The sequence below is a fragment of the Nocardia sp. NPDC004340 genome (assembly GCF_053602575.1).
In genome coordinates this window covers 454,663-471,649 of record NZ_JBSGDW010000003.1, presented here as the reverse complement: position 1 = coordinate 471,649, position 16,987 = coordinate 454,663, and the positions used below count along the sequence as shown (strand labels likewise).

Annotated in this window: 14 protein-coding genes; 8 read left to right on the top strand and 6 right to left on the bottom strand. The window is 71.7% G+C overall.

The window, feature by feature from the left end; translation table 11 throughout:
• The first annotated feature begins 6 nt into the window (after window positions 1–6).
• Window positions 7–444 carry a M15 family metallopeptidase gene (locus tag ACWEOI_RS14250; protein ID WP_433673381.1) on the top strand — a complete coding sequence of 146 codons (438 nt, stop codon included), beginning with the start codon at window positions 7–9 and terminating at the stop codon, window positions 442–444.
• A gap of 108 nt (window positions 445–552) precedes the next feature.
• Window positions 553–1,122: a M15 family metallopeptidase gene (locus ACWEOI_RS14245; protein ID WP_433666120.1), complete on the top strand. Its 570-nt coding sequence runs from the start codon at window positions 553–555 to the stop codon at window positions 1,120–1,122.
• Between the two features lie 12 nt (window positions 1,123–1,134).
• On the opposite strand, the gene cynR is transcribed toward ACWEOI_RS14245, so the two are convergent.
• Window positions 1,135–2,094 (bottom strand): transcriptional regulator CynR, encoded by a 960-nt coding sequence (gene cynR / locus ACWEOI_RS14240; protein WP_433666119.1) that lies wholly within the window; start codon window positions 2,092–2,094, stop codon window positions 1,135–1,137.
• Window positions 2,095–2,184: 90 nt separating this feature from the next.
• Here cynR and ACWEOI_RS14235 point away from each other — a divergent pair, with 90 nt between their 5' ends.
• The 4 genes from ACWEOI_RS14235 (at window position 2,185) to ACWEOI_RS14220 (ending at window position 5,247) form a co-directional block, all read left to right on the top strand.
• The gene (locus tag ACWEOI_RS14235; protein ID WP_379271526.1) at window positions 2,185–2,793 is read left to right on the top strand and encodes a carbonic anhydrase; all 609 of its coding nucleotides are present in this window, start codon (window positions 2,185–2,187) and stop codon (window positions 2,791–2,793) included.
• A gap of 28 nt (window positions 2,794–2,821) precedes the next feature.
• A complete protein-coding gene (gene cynS, locus ACWEOI_RS14230; RefSeq protein ID WP_357085320.1) occupies window positions 2,822–3,292 on the top strand; it encodes a cyanase in 471 nt (156 codons plus the stop codon).
• 134 nt (window positions 3,293–3,426) lie between these two features.
• Complete coding sequence (locus ACWEOI_RS14225) at window positions 3,427–4,806, top strand: metallophosphoesterase (protein WP_452359856.1); 1,380 nt, start codon at window positions 3,427–3,429, stop codon at window positions 4,804–4,806.
• A gap of 111 nt (window positions 4,807–4,917) precedes the next feature.
• Window positions 4,918–5,247, top strand: coding sequence for a hypothetical protein (locus ACWEOI_RS14220; protein WP_452359855.1), 330 nt, complete (start codon window positions 4,918–4,920; stop codon window positions 5,245–5,247).
• A gap of 122 nt (window positions 5,248–5,369) precedes the next feature.
• Here the strand turns inward: ACWEOI_RS14220 and ACWEOI_RS14215 are convergent, their stop codons facing one another.
• The 5 genes from ACWEOI_RS14215 to ACWEOI_RS14195 all read right to left on the bottom strand — a co-directional run bounded on the left by ACWEOI_RS14215 (window position 5,370) and on the right by ACWEOI_RS14195 (window position 14,983).
• Entirely contained in the window at window positions 5,370–6,572 is a 1,203-nt protein-coding gene (locus ACWEOI_RS14215) for a hypothetical protein (RefSeq protein WP_452359854.1), read from the bottom strand.
• 222 nt (window positions 6,573–6,794) lie between these two features.
• A complete protein-coding gene (locus ACWEOI_RS14210; RefSeq protein WP_452359853.1) occupies window positions 6,795–11,201 on the bottom strand; it encodes an SbcC/MukB-like Walker B domain-containing protein in 4,407 nt (1,468 codons plus the stop codon).
• Window positions 11,201–12,643 (bottom strand): TIGR02678 family protein, encoded by a 1,443-nt coding sequence (locus ACWEOI_RS14205; RefSeq protein ID WP_433666114.1) that lies wholly within the window; start codon window positions 12,641–12,643, stop codon window positions 11,201–11,203. Before ACWEOI_RS14205 ends, ACWEOI_RS14210 begins: the two co-directional genes overlap by 1 nt.
• Complete coding sequence (locus ACWEOI_RS14200) at window positions 12,643–14,193, bottom strand: TIGR02677 family protein (protein ID WP_452360145.1); 1,551 nt, start codon at window positions 14,191–14,193, stop codon at window positions 12,643–12,645. Before ACWEOI_RS14200 ends, ACWEOI_RS14205 begins: the two co-directional genes overlap by 1 nt.
• A 217-nt stretch (window positions 14,194–14,410) precedes the next feature.
• Window positions 14,411–14,983: a heme-binding protein gene (locus ACWEOI_RS14195; RefSeq protein WP_433666113.1), complete on the bottom strand. Its 573-nt coding sequence runs from the start codon at window positions 14,981–14,983 to the stop codon at window positions 14,411–14,413.
• Between the two features lie 209 nt (window positions 14,984–15,192).
• On the opposite strand from ACWEOI_RS14195, the gene ACWEOI_RS14190 reads away from it, so the two are divergent.
• Both ACWEOI_RS14190 and ACWEOI_RS14185 read left to right on the top strand, forming a co-directional pair.
• Window positions 15,193–16,347 carry a histidine kinase gene (locus ACWEOI_RS14190; RefSeq protein ID WP_433666112.1) on the top strand — a complete coding sequence of 385 codons (1,155 nt, stop codon included), beginning with the start codon at window positions 15,193–15,195 and terminating at the stop codon, window positions 16,345–16,347.
• Complete coding sequence (locus ACWEOI_RS14185) at window positions 16,344–16,985, top strand: response regulator (protein ID WP_452359852.1); 642 nt, start codon at window positions 16,344–16,346, stop codon at window positions 16,983–16,985. Before ACWEOI_RS14190 ends, ACWEOI_RS14185 begins: the two co-directional genes overlap by 4 nt.
• Window positions 16,986–16,987: the final 2 nt, after the last annotated feature.

Sequence of the window (16,987 nt, the reverse complement as noted above, 5' to 3'; positions counted from 1 at the left end):
GACGACATGACCGCTCCCGCAGGCGTTGTCGCGTCGTCCACTACATCGGTCGCCCCGGTCGCGGCGGAGACCGACGGTCTCGATCCGCTGCTCGCGTTCGCCTACCGGCTCGCGCAGGGCGAGGCACAGGCGCAGGGCGTGCCCTTGTGGATCGTGTCGGGGTATCGGACGCCCGCCGAGCAGGAAGCGTTGTGGGAGGACGGGATTCGGACCTACGGGAGTCCGGAGGCCGCGCGCCGGTGGGTGCTGCCGCCGAACGAGTCCACACACGTGAGCGGGCAGGCCATCGATGTCGGGCCGCGCGAGGGCGCGGCGTGGCTGGAAGCCAACGGGAATCGGTGGGGGCTGTGCCGGATGTACGACAACGAGTGGTGGCATTTCGAGCTGGCGACCGTGCCCGGCTTCGGCTGCCCCGCGCGGCTGCCCGACGCGAGTCAGCGCTGAATCGCGGAATCGACTGGCGGGTAGGAAAATTCGCGAAGCGATCGAACCGGATGGCTGGTTCGGGTATACCCGAGGTTGAACTTCGAACCTGGAGGCGTGTGGATGCGAGTGGCCGGTCCTGACCTGGTCGAGCGGCGGCGACGGCCCGCCGGAACCCGCCGGGCGGCGGCCCTGGCCGTGCTCGCCGGCGCGGGACTGGTCGGCGGTTCGGTCACGGTGGTGACCGCGACCCGCGCTGCCGCCGAGCAGCTTCCGGACCAGGCCCTCGAGGGCATCCCGTCCGCCAAGGCCGTCGCGGCGGGCACCGAGGGCCTGGACCCCCGGCTGGCTGCTGCCTTCGCCGCCGCCGCGCGCGATGCCGACGCCGCCGGCGTCACCCTCTGGATCACCTCCGGCTACCGGACGCCCGGCGAGCAGGAAGCCCTCTGGGAGGACGGTTTACAGACCTACGGCAGCCCGGAGGCGGCGCGCCGCTGGGTGCTGCCGCCCGGCGAATCCACCCATGTCACCGGCCAGGCCATCGACGTGGGCCCGATCGAGGGCGCTGCGTGGCTGGAGGCCAACGGTTCCCACTGGGGCCTGTGCCGCATGTACGACAACGAGTGGTGGCATTTCGAACTGGCCACCGTCCCCGACGGCCCCTGCCCGGCCCGTCTGCCGGACGCCAGTCAGCGCTGACCGAGGCTTCCCTCAGCGGCTGGTGTCGTTCTGCTGCTGCGGAATTCGCGGCGGTGGCAGCCGGTCGCGGACCCACGCGGTGGTCAGCCGGGTGAACGCGCGCGTCGCGGCCGTCCGGTAGGCCTGGTCGCGGCGGAGCAGGGCGACGGTGCGCGTCGGCATCGGGGGATCGAGGTCGATCGCGCGCAGGCCGGGGTAGGCCGCGGCGATGGCGGGTGGCAGCACCGTGGCCAGGGCGGTGCGGCGGACGATCTCGATCACGGACTGGACGGCATTGGCCTGCACCGCGATGCGCGGGGTCACGCCGTGGGCGCGCAGATAGTCGTCGATGTGTCCGCGGGTGGCGAAATCGCGGCTCAGGAGCGCCAATTCGGCGTCGGCGAGGTCGGCGATCGGCATCGGGGAACGGGCGGCATCGTGCTCGCCGACCACCAGACTCAGATCCTCCTCGAACAGCGGGGTGGCCTCGACGCCGGGTGGGGTCGTGCCGAGAAAGGCGATGCCGAGGTCGATGTCATCGGCGAGAATCGCGGATTCCATGGCCTCCTGGGCGTTTTCGCTGACCTCCAGGGTGATGCCGGGGTGGAGGGCGCGGAATTCGGCGATGAGCGGGCCGACCAGGTAGGGGGTGAAGGTCGGGGTGACCGCGAGGCGCAGGGTGCCACGGGCGAGGTCCTCGACATCGTGGACCGCGCGGTCGGCGGCGGTCAGCTCGCGCAGCGCCCGGCGGGCGTGCTCGGCGTACACCGCGCCCGCGTCGGTGAGGCGGACCGACCGTCCGGTGCGGTCGAGCAGTGGCACCCCCACCAGGCGTTCGAGCTGACGGATCTGCTGGGAGAGTGTGGGCTGGGACAGGTGCAGGTCCTCGGCCGCGCGGGTGAAGTTGCCGTGCTCGGCGACGGCGAGCAGGTAGCGCAGATGCCGGAGTTCCGGGGTCACAGCACGACTATAGATGACAGCAATGATGTCCATCGATATCAAGTCTTGGACACTATAGCCACAGGTCGGGCAGGGTGAATGGCATCGGCCCGAACGGGGCCGCCGCACTCGGAAGGAGTTCCCATGCCGAACCTCGCAGACGGTCTCGGACGGTTCCAGCGCGATGTCTTCCCCGGCAAGGCGGGGCTGTTCGCCCGCCTGGCCGGCGACCACCGCCCGGGTGCGCTGTTCATCGGCTGCTCCGACGCCCGCGTGGTGCCCGAACTCATCACCTCCGCCGAAGCGGGTGAGCTGTTCGTCATCCGCAATGCGGGCAATCTGGTCCCACCGCACACGCCCGGCGCGGCCAGCGGCGTGGTCGCCAGCATCGAGTACGCGCTGGGCGTGCTCGGGGTCAGCGACATCGTGGTGTGCGGTCACTCGGCGTGCGGTGCGATGACCGCGCTCGCCGAGGGCCAGGACCTGTCCGGTCTGCCCGCGGTCGCGGGCTGGCTGCGGCACGCCGACGCCGCCCGCGCGGCCGTCGATCCCGAGATCACCGGCGCCGCAGCGGTATCCGCGCTGGTTCGCCACAATGTGGTGGCGCAACTGGCCAATCTCGCCACCCATCCCGCGGTGGCCCGGGCCCTGGCCCGGCGCACCCTCACCCTGCACGGCTGGGTGTACGACATCGGCTCCGGGCGCGTCGAGGCGCTCGATGCCGCCGGCGAATTCTCCACTCTCGCCGCCTGATTCCCCTCCCTTCGAAAGGAAACCTCCCATGGTGCACGCACAGTTCGATCCCACCGCCCGCGAAGCCCTGGCCGACGCCGCCGTCGCCGCCAAGATCGCCAAGGACCTGACCTGGCAGCAGATCGCCGATGCCGCCGGGCTCTCGCCCGCCTTCACCACCGCCGCCATCCTGGGCCAGCACCCGCTGCCGGAGAAGTCGGCGCTGGCCGTGGCCGAGCTGCTGGACCTGGACGCCGACGCGGCCCGGCTGCTGCAGACCATCCCGCTGCGCGGCTCGATCCCGGGCGGTGTCCCCACCGACCCGACCATCTACCGCTTCTACGAGATGCTGCAGGTCTACGGCACCACGCTGAAGGCCCTGGTGCACGAGCAGTTCGGTGACGGCATCATCTCCGCCATCAACTTCCGCCTGGACGTGAAGAAGGTCGCCGACCCCGAGGGCGGCGAGCGCGCGGTCATCACCCTGGACGGAAAGTACCTGCCGACCAAGCCGTTCTGACGCTCGACGTCCCCGTTGCCGGGACATGGCCTGAATGTCCGGAATCGGAAGCCGTTCGGTCATGTCCGGGCATCTGGCGGTTCAACTGGCCGCCTTACCGTCGTCCGTGGGGGAGCACAGCGGACGGAGATGTGATGCTGGAACCGCGACTTCGAACCATGTGGCTGGCCAATGCGGCGAGCGGGGCGGCGGCGGTCGCCGTGCGCACACCGCGCCCGATCTTCGCCGACCGGATCCGGACACCGCAGGAGACGGTGGTGGCCTCGGATCTGGAACTGGTGACGGTGACCGCTGATTCGGCCATCCTGACCTGGACCACCCGGGCCCGCAACCGCGCCGGGCGGCTGCGGCCGGTCCCCGCCGACACCGAGGTGCGCCTGGCCCCCGCCGACGGACGCGGGGAACCGCGCACCTGGTTGTCCGAAGGGCGCCGGACTCCCTACCACTACGCGGAGATCCGGGGCCTGGAACCGGGCCGCGCCTATCGGTTCGAGGCGTACTCCGACGGCCGCCGGGCCGTGCCCGCCCGCACCCTGGTGACCCGGCGTTCCGGAACACCCGAATCCACCGGTGTTTTCACTACCGCCACCCCGCCGCCCGGGCGGCTGATCCGCACCATCGCCCTCGCCAACGACCTGCACTACGGCGAACCGGCCAGCGGGCTGTTCGCGGGCCTGTTCGAGGGCCTGCGCCACGGCACCGACGAATATCCGGACTTCATGCTCACCGCTCTGCTCGAGGATCTGCGCCTGCCCGACCGGGCCGCCGATCAGCTGGTGGTGGCGGGCGACCTGACCGATTCCGGCACCGCCGAGCAGTCGCGGGGCGTCCGCGCCCGCCTCGACGAATGGGGCGAGCTGGGCCGGGACTACTTCGTGTGCCGGGGAAATCACGATGTCCGGCCGCCGGAGGAGCCCGACCACTGGGGCGAGGTCTTCCAGCCGCGCGACCGGCTGGTCGAGTACTTCGCGGGCGGACTGCGGCTCGTCGGCCTCGACACCACCCGGGTGCGCGGCGCGGGCGGCACCCTCGCCGCGCCGCAACTGGCCCACCTGCGCGAACTGCTGCGCGGTGAACCCGACCGGCCGACACTGATCTTCGGCCACCACCCGGTCACCCGGCATGCGGCCGTGAGCAATCCGGGCGGGCCCGGGTTCGTGCTGGACCGCTCCAACGCGGCCGCGCTGCACGCCCTGTACGCGAGCGCGCCCGGGGTGTTCCTGCACCACAGTGGGCACACTCACCGGAATCGGCGCACCCGCCCGGATTCCGGGATCGGCGTGGAATTCCTGGAAGTGGGTGCGGTGAAGGAGTATCCGGGTGGGTACACCCTGATCCGCGTCTACGAGGGCGGCTACGCGGTCAACTTCTACAAGACGCGGTCCGAGGCGGCGCGGCGTTGGAGCACTCGCACGCGCAGCCAATATCTTGGACTGCACCCGGATCACGCGCTGGGCAGTTGTGCCGATCGTAATCACGTTGTCCTGCGCGATTTTTCGGGATTGTCCGGTTAGCTGGGAGCAATCCGTCCGACGCACCGGAATATTCGGTCATTACGACCCGAATGTTCGTTCTGTTCGGCATACTGCCTGGTGCGAGTGCGCACGGCGACGGCTCGTTCACCGGTGTACGCACGGCGCGGGCTCGACATCCTGGTTCGGCACTTCTTCAGCAACGGAGGCACGGTGGGCAGGCAGGGCAGGCAGTACCGTTCGAATCACGGCACGCTCCGGCACCAGCGCCCGCCCGTCCACATCGCTCAGCGACCCGTTCACCCGTGGAGAGACATCTTCTTCGCCACCAGCTGGCTGTTCTTCGAACTCCCCACCGCGGTGCTGCTCGCGGTCTTCGTGGGCACCGGCTGGCTCGGGTACCTCCAGCACGTGGGCACCCCGGCCCAGCCGCGTTCGGCGGTCGTGGTGCCGGTCGATCCGGCCCGGCCGGGCGGGCACTGATCCGATCGGCGGGATCCCGATCATCCGATCCACCTGATCCGCAAGAGAATCGACCCCGGCGCCGCATCGGCGGTACCGGGGTCGATGTCGTTCGTCAGGTCACGAGCGCGGTCGTTCGCGTCTCAGTCGTCGACGGCGGCGCCATTGCGGGGGCGCGACGCGGCGCGAGCCCGGCGGCGGGCGGCCTGCAGTTCGGCGAGTTCCTGCTCCAGGGTCTCGGCGATCCGGAACTGGCCGGTGTCATAGACATTCAGCGGAGGGACGGGATCGGTCAGATCGGCGAGCGGTGACCGTTCGTCCTCGTCGGGCTTGCGACTTTTGCCCGTCGCCGAGCGACGCTCCTTGTCCGCAGACTTCGCGGGTTCCGCCTGGCTTTCGGCCTTGGCGGTGGGCCGAGGTTCGACCACTTGTGCTTCTGCGTCAACGGTTTTCTCGGCCTCGGCGGGTCCCGCGGTCAGCGCGGCGGGTCCGGTGGCGGTGCCGCCGGCCGACGGCGGCGTCGGGCGGGTCGGCCAGGCTACGACGGTCGGCATGGCGCGCCGGATCTGCTCACCCGGATCGGGCAGGTCCCGGATCTGGTCGGTGGCGCGCACGATGGCCAGACCGTACCGGGAGGCCGCGGCATTGTGGATCAGCAGCGCCACACCGATCATCACCGGCGCGATGGCGTGCACGGCCACGTCGTACCAGCTGCCGTTCTTCAGGTACGGGTAGGTGTTGAGGATGACGGTCAGGCTCAGCAGCGCCATCTCGGCGACCACGACCTGGCGGCGGCTGTCGATCACGCCCCACTCGGCGACCTTGTTGGTGCCGATCATGATGATCACGAGGCAGACCGAGATCATGCCTTCGAGCAGGTAGCTGAACCAGTAGAGGGGATCGGAGGGGCCGCCGGGGGCGATGTTGTGCTGCACGTTGACCGCGGACCAGAGCATGCCGGCCGCGACGACACCGGCGAGCGCGCGCTGGCTCCACGCCCGATGCTTGTACAGCGACGCCAGTTTGGCGTGCGGGCTCGATTCCCGCCGTTGTGCGGCGATCGCCTTGCGGGCGAGCAGCAAGTCGCGAATGTCGGCCTTCTCAATCTCTGTGGTGGTCTGGCGGGCGCGATCCGCCGCGGCCGCGGTGGCTTCGGCGTACTTCCAGCGCTGCGCGCGCTCTTGTTCGCGAATGCGTTCGGCCAGCTCACGCTCGGCGACGAGTTCGTTCTCCGAGAGCGCGTCGGTCAGCGCGGGATCGTATTGGTAGGCCAGCCGGCCGCGGGCCTTCTCGACCCGTAGGGCCAGCTGGGTGACGTCGTCCTCGCGCGGGTTGTCGATCGTCAATTGGTCCCCCGTCCAGGGACTCCCGATGGCTGGCACGTGATTCCGGTAGGCACGGAAGACATTTCTAGTCGATACACGCCCAACCGCGAAACTGTTGGTTTGCCGTTGGTCCAATCCTTACGGCGCGCCGCACTGCGACACGCGGATTGGGGTGTCCGTCCGGGCAGGACGAACCAGCCGCTGCGGCCGGTGTCCAGTGGGGTTGCCGACGCCCGGATCGGGTCAATCGGTCAGCTCGAGCTCCTCGTCCATCGGGATCGCGCCCTCCAGGCCGTGTGGCAGGCGCCGTCGGTTGGGGGAGCCGAGCGCGGAGGTGAGGTCGGTGCCGTCGTGCTCGGCCAGCAGATCGTCCGAATCCCACACCAGCAGTGTGGCGCTGACGGTGTTCTCGGCCGCCGAGTGCGCGAGATCGTAGTGCGCGCAGGCGGGCACGTGCGGGTAGGTGATCCAGAGGTCGTAGCCGGTCATGAAGAGGTCGAGGTCGAATTGCACCGAGAGCCCGAGCAGTTCGCTGCGGCCGTTGTCGTCGACGCCCGCGAACGCCTCGTCCAGCGCCAGCAGGCGCGGCGCCTGCGGGTCGGCGGAGTCGAGCATCACATGCGCGGCAGCGAACAGCGGAAGGTGCAGCGAGACCGACTGTTCGCCGCCCGACAGCGCGCTGTGGCGGGCCACGGTCAGGCGGTCCTCGGTGCCGTCGGCGGTGAGGATGGTGAACGAGAACACCCGCCAGGTGCGGTAATCGAGGGTGGCCGCGAGGATCTCGGGGAACGAGCGCTCCGGGTGCGCGGCGCGGGCCGTGCGGATCTCGGCCGCGAAATAGGCGCGGACGGTCGACAGGTCCTCCGGCGTGAGATCGGCGGAGTCGCGGTCGAGCAGCTTGCACACCGCGCGCGCCGGCTCGGACAGGTTGTCGGCCAGCACCCAGTGCACGCCGATGGTGTTGCCCGAGGACATGCGGCGCTGCTTCATCTCCGCGCCCATGCGGGAGATGAGATCGCGGGCGTCGGAGGTGCGTTCGTGGATCTGCTGGGCCAGCCCGGTCAGCAGCGCGTCCTCGAGGATGCGGCGCTCGGCGTCGGTGAGCAGCAGTTCCTGATCGCGCCGGGCCCCGCCGATGCGCTCGGCGAAATCGGCCAGCGAGGACAGTCCGTGGTCGTCGTGCACCTGCACCACGGTGAGGCCGTCGGCGGCGTCCCAGTGCAGGCGGTAGTCCTGGCGCGCGGCTGCGAGCGCGGCGTCGAACTCCTGCAGGGCGGTGGTGACGGCGCTGCGGGTGGCCTTGCGGGCCGCCTCGCCCGCGCGCACCGAAGCGGTTGCGGTGGCGAGGTTCTCGAACAGCGCGGCCACCTCGGCGGGCAGCACGGCCGGTTCCTGCTCGGGATCGCCGTTCTCGATGCGGTACAGCAGCTGCTCGGGGGTGGACCAGGCGGCGTCGCTCGCGGGCCAGCGGCTGTCGGCGGGCGCGCCCAGCAGGCTGAGCAGGTCCGGGCGCGCGTAGGGGGCGAGATGGCGGACGTCGGCGAGCAATTCGGTGAGCGCGGTGCCCAGGGTGTCGTGGGCGGCGCGGTGCGCGCCCTCGGCGGCGCCGACCGCTTCGATGGCCTCGGCGGCGGCCTTGCGCGCGGCCTTCTGCTCGGCGCGGGCGGCGTCGATGCGTTCGCGGGCCAATTCCAGTTCGCGATCGATGTCGGCGGCTCCGGCGCCCAGCGCCTCGCGCAGGGTCTCCAGTTTGCGCAGCTGCTCTTCGTATCCGGAGCGGGCGGCCTCGGCCTCCTCGGCGAACGCCTCGGCCAGATCCTTGGATTCGTCGAGGCGGTCCCCGGCCTCGCGGGCCCGCTCGTGTTCGCGCTGATGGTCGCCGCGCAGACGCAGCAGCGCGGTTCCGGCGTTCTCGAAGTGCCGCACCGCGGCCGCCAGCGCGTCCAGCTCGACCGGATCGCGGGGCGCGCGGTGGTCGGCGGCGATGGCCCGGACCTTCTTGTCCGCGTTGGTGTATTCGGCCACCGCCTGATCGAGATCCCGCTCGGCCTGCGCGGCCGCCTCCGAGCGCGAGCGCAGCATGCCCGCCGCCTCGGCCACGCCGCGCAGGGCGGCGGTCACGGCGGTGGTGCGCGGAAGCGCCTTGGCGGCGGCCGAAATCCGGCCCAGCTCGGCCGTGGCGGCCTGCTCCTCGGTCTGGGCGGTCTCGGCCTCGGCGACGGCCGTTTCGATGGCAGCGGCCAATTCGGCCAGCCGCGATTCGCGGCGGCGGGCGCGGGCGGTGGTGCCGACGAATTCGGCGTCGGTCTTGACGTGCCGACCCGACTGGACGCCTTGGCGATAGCGGCCGTCGGTGGCGATGGTCAGCTGCCCCTCGACGCCGACCGGTTGTGCGGCCGCGCCGGAGACGATGTGCGCCTTGTCCGCTCCCGCGCCGATGGCCGCCGCGTGCGGAGACTCGTAGAGGGCGATGGAGGCGAGCACCCCGGCGACGGTCTCCCGGGGAACCGTCAGTGACGGTGAATCGTCCTCCACGACCAGTACATCGGCGAGCGTGCGCCCGCCGGGCCGTTGTTCGGGCGGCAGCGGCACCAGAAACTGGTCGGACGCGTGCGGCGGCAGCTCGGTCTCGGCGCAGACCCACGCGTCGAGCAGGTTCGCGGCCTGCAGCGCCGCCTCGAGCCCGGCGGCCTGCTGCGGCGCGACACCGTCGGCGAAGCGGACCAGACGCCACAGCGGCGCGCCGGGACGCTCCGCGCGCGCGTCGGTACGGGCCGCGAAAGCCGGTGGCGCGTCGTCGCGTTCGGCCGCCACCCGCTCCCGCTCGGCCCGCAGTTCGCTCGCGCGGGCGGTGGCCTGGGCGGCGCGGGCGCGCGCCTCCTGGCGGCGGCCGCGGATCTCCTCGGTGAGCGGTTCGGTGCGCTCGGCCAGCACCTCCGCCGGGGTGGCGGGGACGGGGAGGTCTTCCAGCGCGGCCTCGGCACCCGGTGCGGCCCCGGCGGATTCGCCGGTCGCGGTGGTCTCGGTGCCGGACGTGTTCTTGGTCTTCTTGGCGCGGCCGTTCGGTGCGCCGCCACCGCGGGTGAGCGGTTCGGTGCCGACTTCACCGAGGGCCTCGTTGAGCGACTCGAACAGCCCGGTGCGGATGGGGGTGTACACCTCGCGATGGGTGTCCCACCAGTCGCGCAGGGTGATGGCGGTATTCGAACGGGCCAGCGCGACAGCGGCTTCGGCCTCGGCGAGCTCGGCCGCCGCGGCATCACGCAGTTCGGCCGCGCGGCCGGAGGCGCGCTCGGCGCGGGTGCGTTCGGTGCCCGCCTGGTCGACCAGGGTGAGCGCCCGCCGGACCGCGCGGACGTCGCCGTCGCGTTCCTCGGCGTGCGAGCGGACCGTGGTGGTGAGATGGTCGGCGCGCGCCGATTCCGGCAGCGTGGTCCAGGGAATGCCGGCTTCCTCGGCGACCGCACGCAATTCGTCCTCGCCGCGCGACAGCGCCGAGCCGGCATGGGCGACCGCCGCCTGCGCCCGCTCGGCCTCCTCGAGCCGCTGGTCCACGGTCTGACGGGATTTCAGCGCCTTGTCGTGGTGGACCGCTGCGGAGGTCTCCAGGCGACGCACCGCGTCGGCGAGGTCGTCGAGCTGCTGTTTGCCCTCGTAGGCGCTGGAGCGCTGCAACGTCTCGCGGTCGGCGAGGGCCTGTTCGTAGGCGCGGTCGGCGTCCTCGGCGCGGGTCTCGGCGGCGCCGCGTTCGGTGTCGCGGCGGGTGCGCAGGGCCGCCGCGGCGTGCAGGGCGGTGCCCGTGTGGGTGACCGTGTCCAGACGCGTCCGCACCTGGTCGACGTCCGTCTTCGCCTGCACGGCCAGGTATTTCCGGTAGACGGTGACGAAATCGCGGGTCGCGGTGTCGGCCTGCACCAGCCCCTCGAGGGTGCGCCCGACCTCCTCCATATCGCTGAAGGAGCGGGCGGCGTCGAGGATCAGCTGTTCGTCGAGCGGGCGCAGGCCGTCGGTGAGGGCCTGCGAGAGTCCGCGCGGGTCCAGGTTCTTGGCCAGCTGCGGGCGGCGCAGCGTCAGGATCAGATTGATCAGCTGGTCGTAGCGTTGCTGCCCGAGCCCGAACATGCGGGCGTCGATGGCCGCCCGGTACTCGACCGGCCGGTCCACGATGGTGTCGGAGCCGATCTGCTCGGCCAGCTGCTTGCGGGTCAGCGGCCGGTCGTCGGGGCCCAGCAGCGAGAAGTCCACGCCAACACGGCCGTCGGCGACGAAGTACCAGCGGGTCACCTTGTCGTTGGAGCGGGTGGCGCGCATGCCGATGCCGATGGTGACGGTCTCGGGGGAGCCCCAGTCACCGCGCGCGAACTCCATCCACACGTACGAGTAGGCCGATTCCTGCTTGCGGTACAGCAGGTTCGACTTCATGGTGCGTTCCTCGCCCGCGAACGGGTTGAGGCGGCGCGGCTCGATGCGGCCGTCCAGCACGAACGGGAACAGCACCTCGAGGGCCTTGGTCTTGCCGGAGCCGTTGGGGCCGCGCAGCACCAGGCGGCCGTCGGCGAAGCAGAATTCCTGGTCGCGGTAGTCCCAGAGGTTGATGATGCCCGCCCGGGTCGGGACGAAGCGCACTCCACCGTGAATGTGGTCGGCCATCAGTTCCCCGATCCCTTCGCTGTGCTGTCGGGCGCAGTGCCCGCGGTGCTGTCGGTGGGCGCGTCGTCCGCGCCGAGTTCGGTGGGGGAGAGGAACAATTCGGACTCCGCGCGGGTGCGGATGGTCACGATCGCGCCCCGGTAGCGGGCCAGCGCGGGCAGGATGAGCAGCCCGCCGTCGACCAGCTCCACCAGGCGTAGCCGTTCCAGCAGCGACACCACCTCGCCGGTGAGCCCCGCGACATCGGCCTGCCACTGCGCGGCGAAGGTATTGCCGTAGCGGTCGGTGAGCATCTTCACGGTGTCGCGGATCCACGAGGATTCCAGGAACGGGAACTCCGGGATCTCGGGCTCCTCGGCGGGCTCGTCCGAATCCTCCTGGGCGCCGAACACATCCAGGGGATCGGCGAGCGGCGCGAAGACCGTGCTGGCGGGGATGGCGCTGTCGAGCTGTTCCACCAGATCGGTGTACGGACGCTCGGGGCGCGGCCTGCGCTCGACCGGATTGTCGATGTCGAGGACCAGGTCCGCGATCTCACCCGCCAGCAGCAGCGCCACCTGGGCGAGGGTGCCGGTGCCGGGGAAGCGCACATCGGAGAGCCGGCCCGAACTGTCGATCAGCGCAACGCCTTCCGCGCGCCGCTCGGCCTTCAGCCCGGTCAGGGACTCGACCTCGGTGACCAGTTTCTCCTGCGCCAGCAGCGACCGTTCGGGTTCGTCGAGTTCGTCGGCGTAGACCACCGGCTTCTCGACCAGCGCCCGGCGCACCCGGCGGGCCGCCGCGGCCTGTGCGGGGGAACGGGTTTCGGCTCCGCCGCCCGCCGCCTCCGACAGCAGCCCGGTCACGCTCTGCAGGTGCTGGAGCGCGCGTGGCGGCCGGAACAGGGCGAACACGATGGACCGGTCGATGTCGTAGAGCGCCTCCCCGGCCTCGGGGTCGCTGGCCCAGCCGCCCGCGTCACCGTCGGCGAGGGTGACCGCGCCGCGCGCCGCCAGCCAGCCCACCGCGTCGACGAAGGCGTCCCGATCGGCGGCCCGGTCCGGCGCGAGCTCGAGCCCGTCGACCCGTTCGGTGTAGGCGGCCACCTGATCGGCCAACTCCGACAAGGTGATCTGATCCCCGGCGCGGCCCAGCGCGGCCAGCGCCAGCGCCAGGTACGCGTAGCGGCGGCGGTCGAAGACGCGGTCGCCGGTGGTGCGGGCGGGACGGCCCGCGTCGAGCTCGTCGAGGACCGGGAACAGACGCGCCGTGGTCTCGGTGACCTCGAGGCGATAGCCGAACAGTTCGGCCAGATCCTCGCGCAGTTCGGTCGCCCACCGCCGCAACAGCGGCAGCGCGATCCGATCGGGGTAGGTGCGGGTGACCAGATGGTTGGCCAGGATGACCCGGGCGGCGCGCTGGTAGCTGTCCAGAGCCAGTGAATCGATGGTGCGCGCGTGCATCAGCGGACCTCCCCGCCCTGGCCGCCGGGCTCGTCGCCCGGTGGCGGTGAGTCGATCCGATCCTTCTGCGCCGCAGGGGATTTGCGTCCCCGCAGGGAGGCCGTCTCGCGCACTTCCAGGCGTCGGTTGTTCAGGTAGAGCACGCCCTTGGAGGTGCGGACCAGCGTGGACCCCTCGTGTTCGGAGACGGTGAGGGTGACGCCGTTGTCGGAACCGGAGGTGCCGGGCACCCGGCCGCTCACCGGCACCCACGCGGTGGAGGCGGCGTCGAGCAGTTTCAGCAGGACCTCGGTCTCGCCCTCGTCGAGTTCGCGGTCGTAGAGGTCGGCGGTGGCCAGCGAGCGCGCGGCCTCGGCGCGGGCGCGCTGAGCGTCCAGCTGGGCCTGGCGCAGCCGCCGGATGCCGGCGTCATTGCGTTGCAGCCGCGCGGGCGCGCCCGGCGTGGGCGGCCGCCCGGTCTCGGCGAGGGTGCGGGCGATCTCCAACGGCGGTGCGTCCCACCAGGATCGGATGGCCGGGATCACGTCGGCGTCGGGATGCTGCATGGCCAGGTGCCGTGGTCGTCCCAGACCGAACACCGCGTCGTAGAGGGCGTGCGCGGCGTCCGCGCTGGGGGCGGCGGTGAACCAGCCCGCCAGGTGCCGCAGCGCGGATTCGCGGCTGACGCCGCCCTTGCGGGTCTCGGTCACCCGGCGCAGCAGCGACAGCACGGCGGCGATGGCGCTCATGGTGGCCTCGCGCAGCCGCTCGCATTCGGTGAGCCCGCCCTCGTCGTCGCCGATGAACCAGCCGCGCAGGCCCTGCCAGCGGGCTCGCCAATCCGCTTGGCGTTCTTCGGGGTCGAGCAGCACCCGTTCGTCGCAGCGGGCGGCGCGTTCGATGAGGTCCTCGACTCCGGTGTCCTCGACCTCGCGGATGGCGGTGGCCAGCCGGGGCGCGAAACGCGCCAGGTCCATGGAGAATTCGCGCATGTGCGCCAGCAGCGCGTCCTTGTGCGCGAGGAACGCCTCGGGGGTGGCCTCGGTGGTGCGGACCAGATCGCCCAGGGTCAGATAGAAGTGCGCGGCTCGTTCGGCCAGATCGGTGAGCGCCCGGTCGAGCCGGTTCAGCACCCGGTAGACGCGCGGGGCGTCGGCGCTCTTGTTGGCCTCGGCCAGGGTGTGCAGATCCGCGAGCAGTTCCGGCAGCACCAGCCGCGAGAGCGCGGCCTCGTCGAGCCGGGCGTCGAGCACGTCGGACACCGCGCGGAAGGCCTGATATCCGGCCTGGGAGAACTGGTAGACGAAGTGCCGGTTCCGGTACTCGGCCAGGGTGGCCGCGCGGGTGCCGTCGTAACTGCGTTCCAGCACGCCCCAGTGATGCAGCTGTTCGAGCAGCGGCCCGACCTCGGTGGCGGTGAGCGCGGGCGCGCCCGGGCAACGTTCGAGCGTGTCGGCCACGTCGGAGGCGTGCAGCAGCACCACATAGGCGGCGCGGGCGGTGTCGAAGGCCCGGAGAACCCACAGGTAGTCGGCCCGCTTCTCGGCGGTGGCGAAGGAGAACAACCGCAGCCGGTCGACGTCGCTCCGCCTCTCCGCGCTTGGAATCTCCTCGGACCCGGCCCCCTTCGGGTCGGGCAGCAATCCGTCAGCGGACTCGGTCACCGGGAGAAGGTTAGTACCCCCTGCCGACCGGTTCGGAATCGTGCCGAGTGTCGGCGCGCCCGATCCGGCCGGGGTGACCGGTTCCGCTGCTCACGGTCCTGATGGCGAGGTGTGAACCGGAGGATCAGTTGCCCAGCGCGGCGACGCCCGCCTGCGCGAACTTCTCGTCCAGATCGCCGCTCGGCGCGCCCGCGACTCCGATGCCCGCGATCGGCGCGCCGCCCTTGGCGGTGACCGGCGCGCCGCCGCCCAGGAACAGGGTGCCGTCGATGTCGGCCAGGTGCGGCGCGCCGTCGAGACGCTTGGCCAGCACCGAGGTCGGGGCGTTCCAGGACACCGCGGTGAACGCCTTCTGCTGGGCGGAGGTGTAGGACTGCGGGCCCGCGCCGTCGCCGCGCAGCGTGACGACGGTATTGCCGTCGCGGTCCACCACCGCGACTGTCACGTGCTGGTTCTCCTTGACCGCGGCGTCCAGGGCGGCCTGCGCGGCCTTGGTGGCGGCGGCGATGGTCAGGTGGGTGCTCTGCGCCAGGTTGCCATTGGCCACATCGGCCGCGACCGGGGTCTTCGTGCCCGGGTCGGGATCCTGGGCGTTGACCGACACCACGCCGATCACCCCGGCCGCCGCGACGGCCGCGACCGCGCCGCCGATGATCAGGCGCTTGCGAGTGGGGTTCGCGGGCTGCTCGGGGGTCATGACATCCTCCTGGGATTCCGGTGAAAGCTGTTCGCTCGGTTCGTCATCCAGCGTGCGGCCCGGAACGTCCCGGCACATCGGCGCACCGGCTGGGATTCGGCGCGCGGTCCGGCCGAACCCCGTATCAACCGATCGGATGACCCGGACGGCCGCGCGTGCACGGCAGAATGAGGGTGTCTGCCCGTCGCTGTCGCCGAGGAGGTGTTCGCATGCCGTCGTCCCGTGACGACACCCGGCTGCTGGGCACCATCGTGCACAGCGCCTTCTATGTGCTGCTGGCCGCGTCGCTGCTGCGATTCGTGCTGCGGCATCCCGAGAGTCCGCGCATGCCGTGGGTGATCGGGCTCTCGCTGGCGCTGGCCGTGCTCTACGTGGTGAGCGAACTGCGCGCCTCCGAACGGCTGGTGTGGTTCGCGCTGCTGGTGTCGGGCTGGGCGGTACTGGTCGTGCTCGCACCGAGTTTCGCGTGGTGCGCGGTCCCGCTGCTCTACACCGGGCTGCGGATCCTGCCGGTGCGGGTGGCGCTGGCCCTGGTCGCCGGGCTGACTGCGTTCGTGGTGTGGGCGCAGCTGAAGCTCGCGGGCTGGATCGACCCGAACCTGCTGCTGGCCCCGCCCGCGGTCGCCGCCCTGACCACCGCGCTGTTCCTGGGCCTGCTGCGCACCACCGAACGGCAGGCCGCGCTCATCGACGACCTGCGCGCGACCCGCCGCGAACTGGCCGCCACCGAACGCCGCGCGGGCACCCTCGCCGAACGCCAGCGCCTGGCCATGGAGATCCACGACACCCTCGCGCAAGGGCTTTCGAGTCAGCGCATGCTGTTGCAGGCCGCCGACCGGATCTGGGACAGCGACCCGGGCGCGGCTCGCGAGCACGTGCGCGGCGCGGCCGGGGTGGCCGAACACAATCTGGCCGAGGCCCGCCGCTTCGTCCACGACCTCGCGCCGACCGACCTCGCCGCGGGCGGCTCCCTGGTCGCGGCACTGGAGGCGATGGCGCGGCGGGAGGGCGGCGACACCCTCACCGTGCGCGTGCACGTCGAGGGCGCGGCGGTGGGCCTGCCCGCGGGGGTGGAGGCGGCGCTGCTGCGGATCGCGCAGGGCGCGCTGGCCAATGCCCGCGAGCACGCGGACGCGCACACCGTCACCATCACCCTCACCGATCTCGGCGACCGCCTGGTCCTCGACATCGCCGACGACGGAACGGGTTTCGACCCGGCGACGCTGCCCATCGCCGCCGACCGCGGCCACGGCCTGCCCGCCATGCGCGCCCGCCTGCGCCAGCTCGGCGGTGTCCTCACCGTCGAATCCGCCCCCGGGGACGGCACCGTCGTCTCCGCCGAAGTCCCCTTGGAGCGGCCGTGACCGACGCGAAAACCCCTGTCCGCCTGGTGCTCTGCGACGACCACGCGGTGGTCCGGGCGGGTCTGCGCGCCCTGCTCGGCAGCGCCTCCGACATCGAGGTGGTCGGTGAGGCGGGCAGCGGCCCGGAGGCCGTGGCTCTCGCCGAACGCCTGCACCCCGACGTCGTCCTGATGGACCTGCAGCTCGGCGGCGACATGGACGGCATCGAGGCCACCCGCCGCATCACCACCACCGTGCGGCCCGCCCCCTACATCCTGGTCCTCACCACCTTCGACACCGACGCCGACATCACCCGCGCCATCGCCGCGGGCGCGACCGGCTACCTGCTCAAAGCCGAACGGCCCGAAGAACTCTTCGCCGCCATCCACGCCGCCGCCCAGGGCCGCACCGCGCTCTCCCCGCCGATCGCCGACCGCGTCCTCAACCGCATGCGCAACCCGCAGCCCGCGCTGACCGCCCGCGAACTCGACATCCTCGGCCAGCTCGCCCAAGGTCTGGGCAATCGCGAGATCGCGCGCGCCCTGCACGTCAGCGAGGCGACGGTGAAGACCCACCTGGGCCGCATCTACGACAAACTCGGCGTCGACACCCGGGCCGCGGCGGTCGCGGTCGCCAACGAACAGCGGCTGCTGAAGTAGCT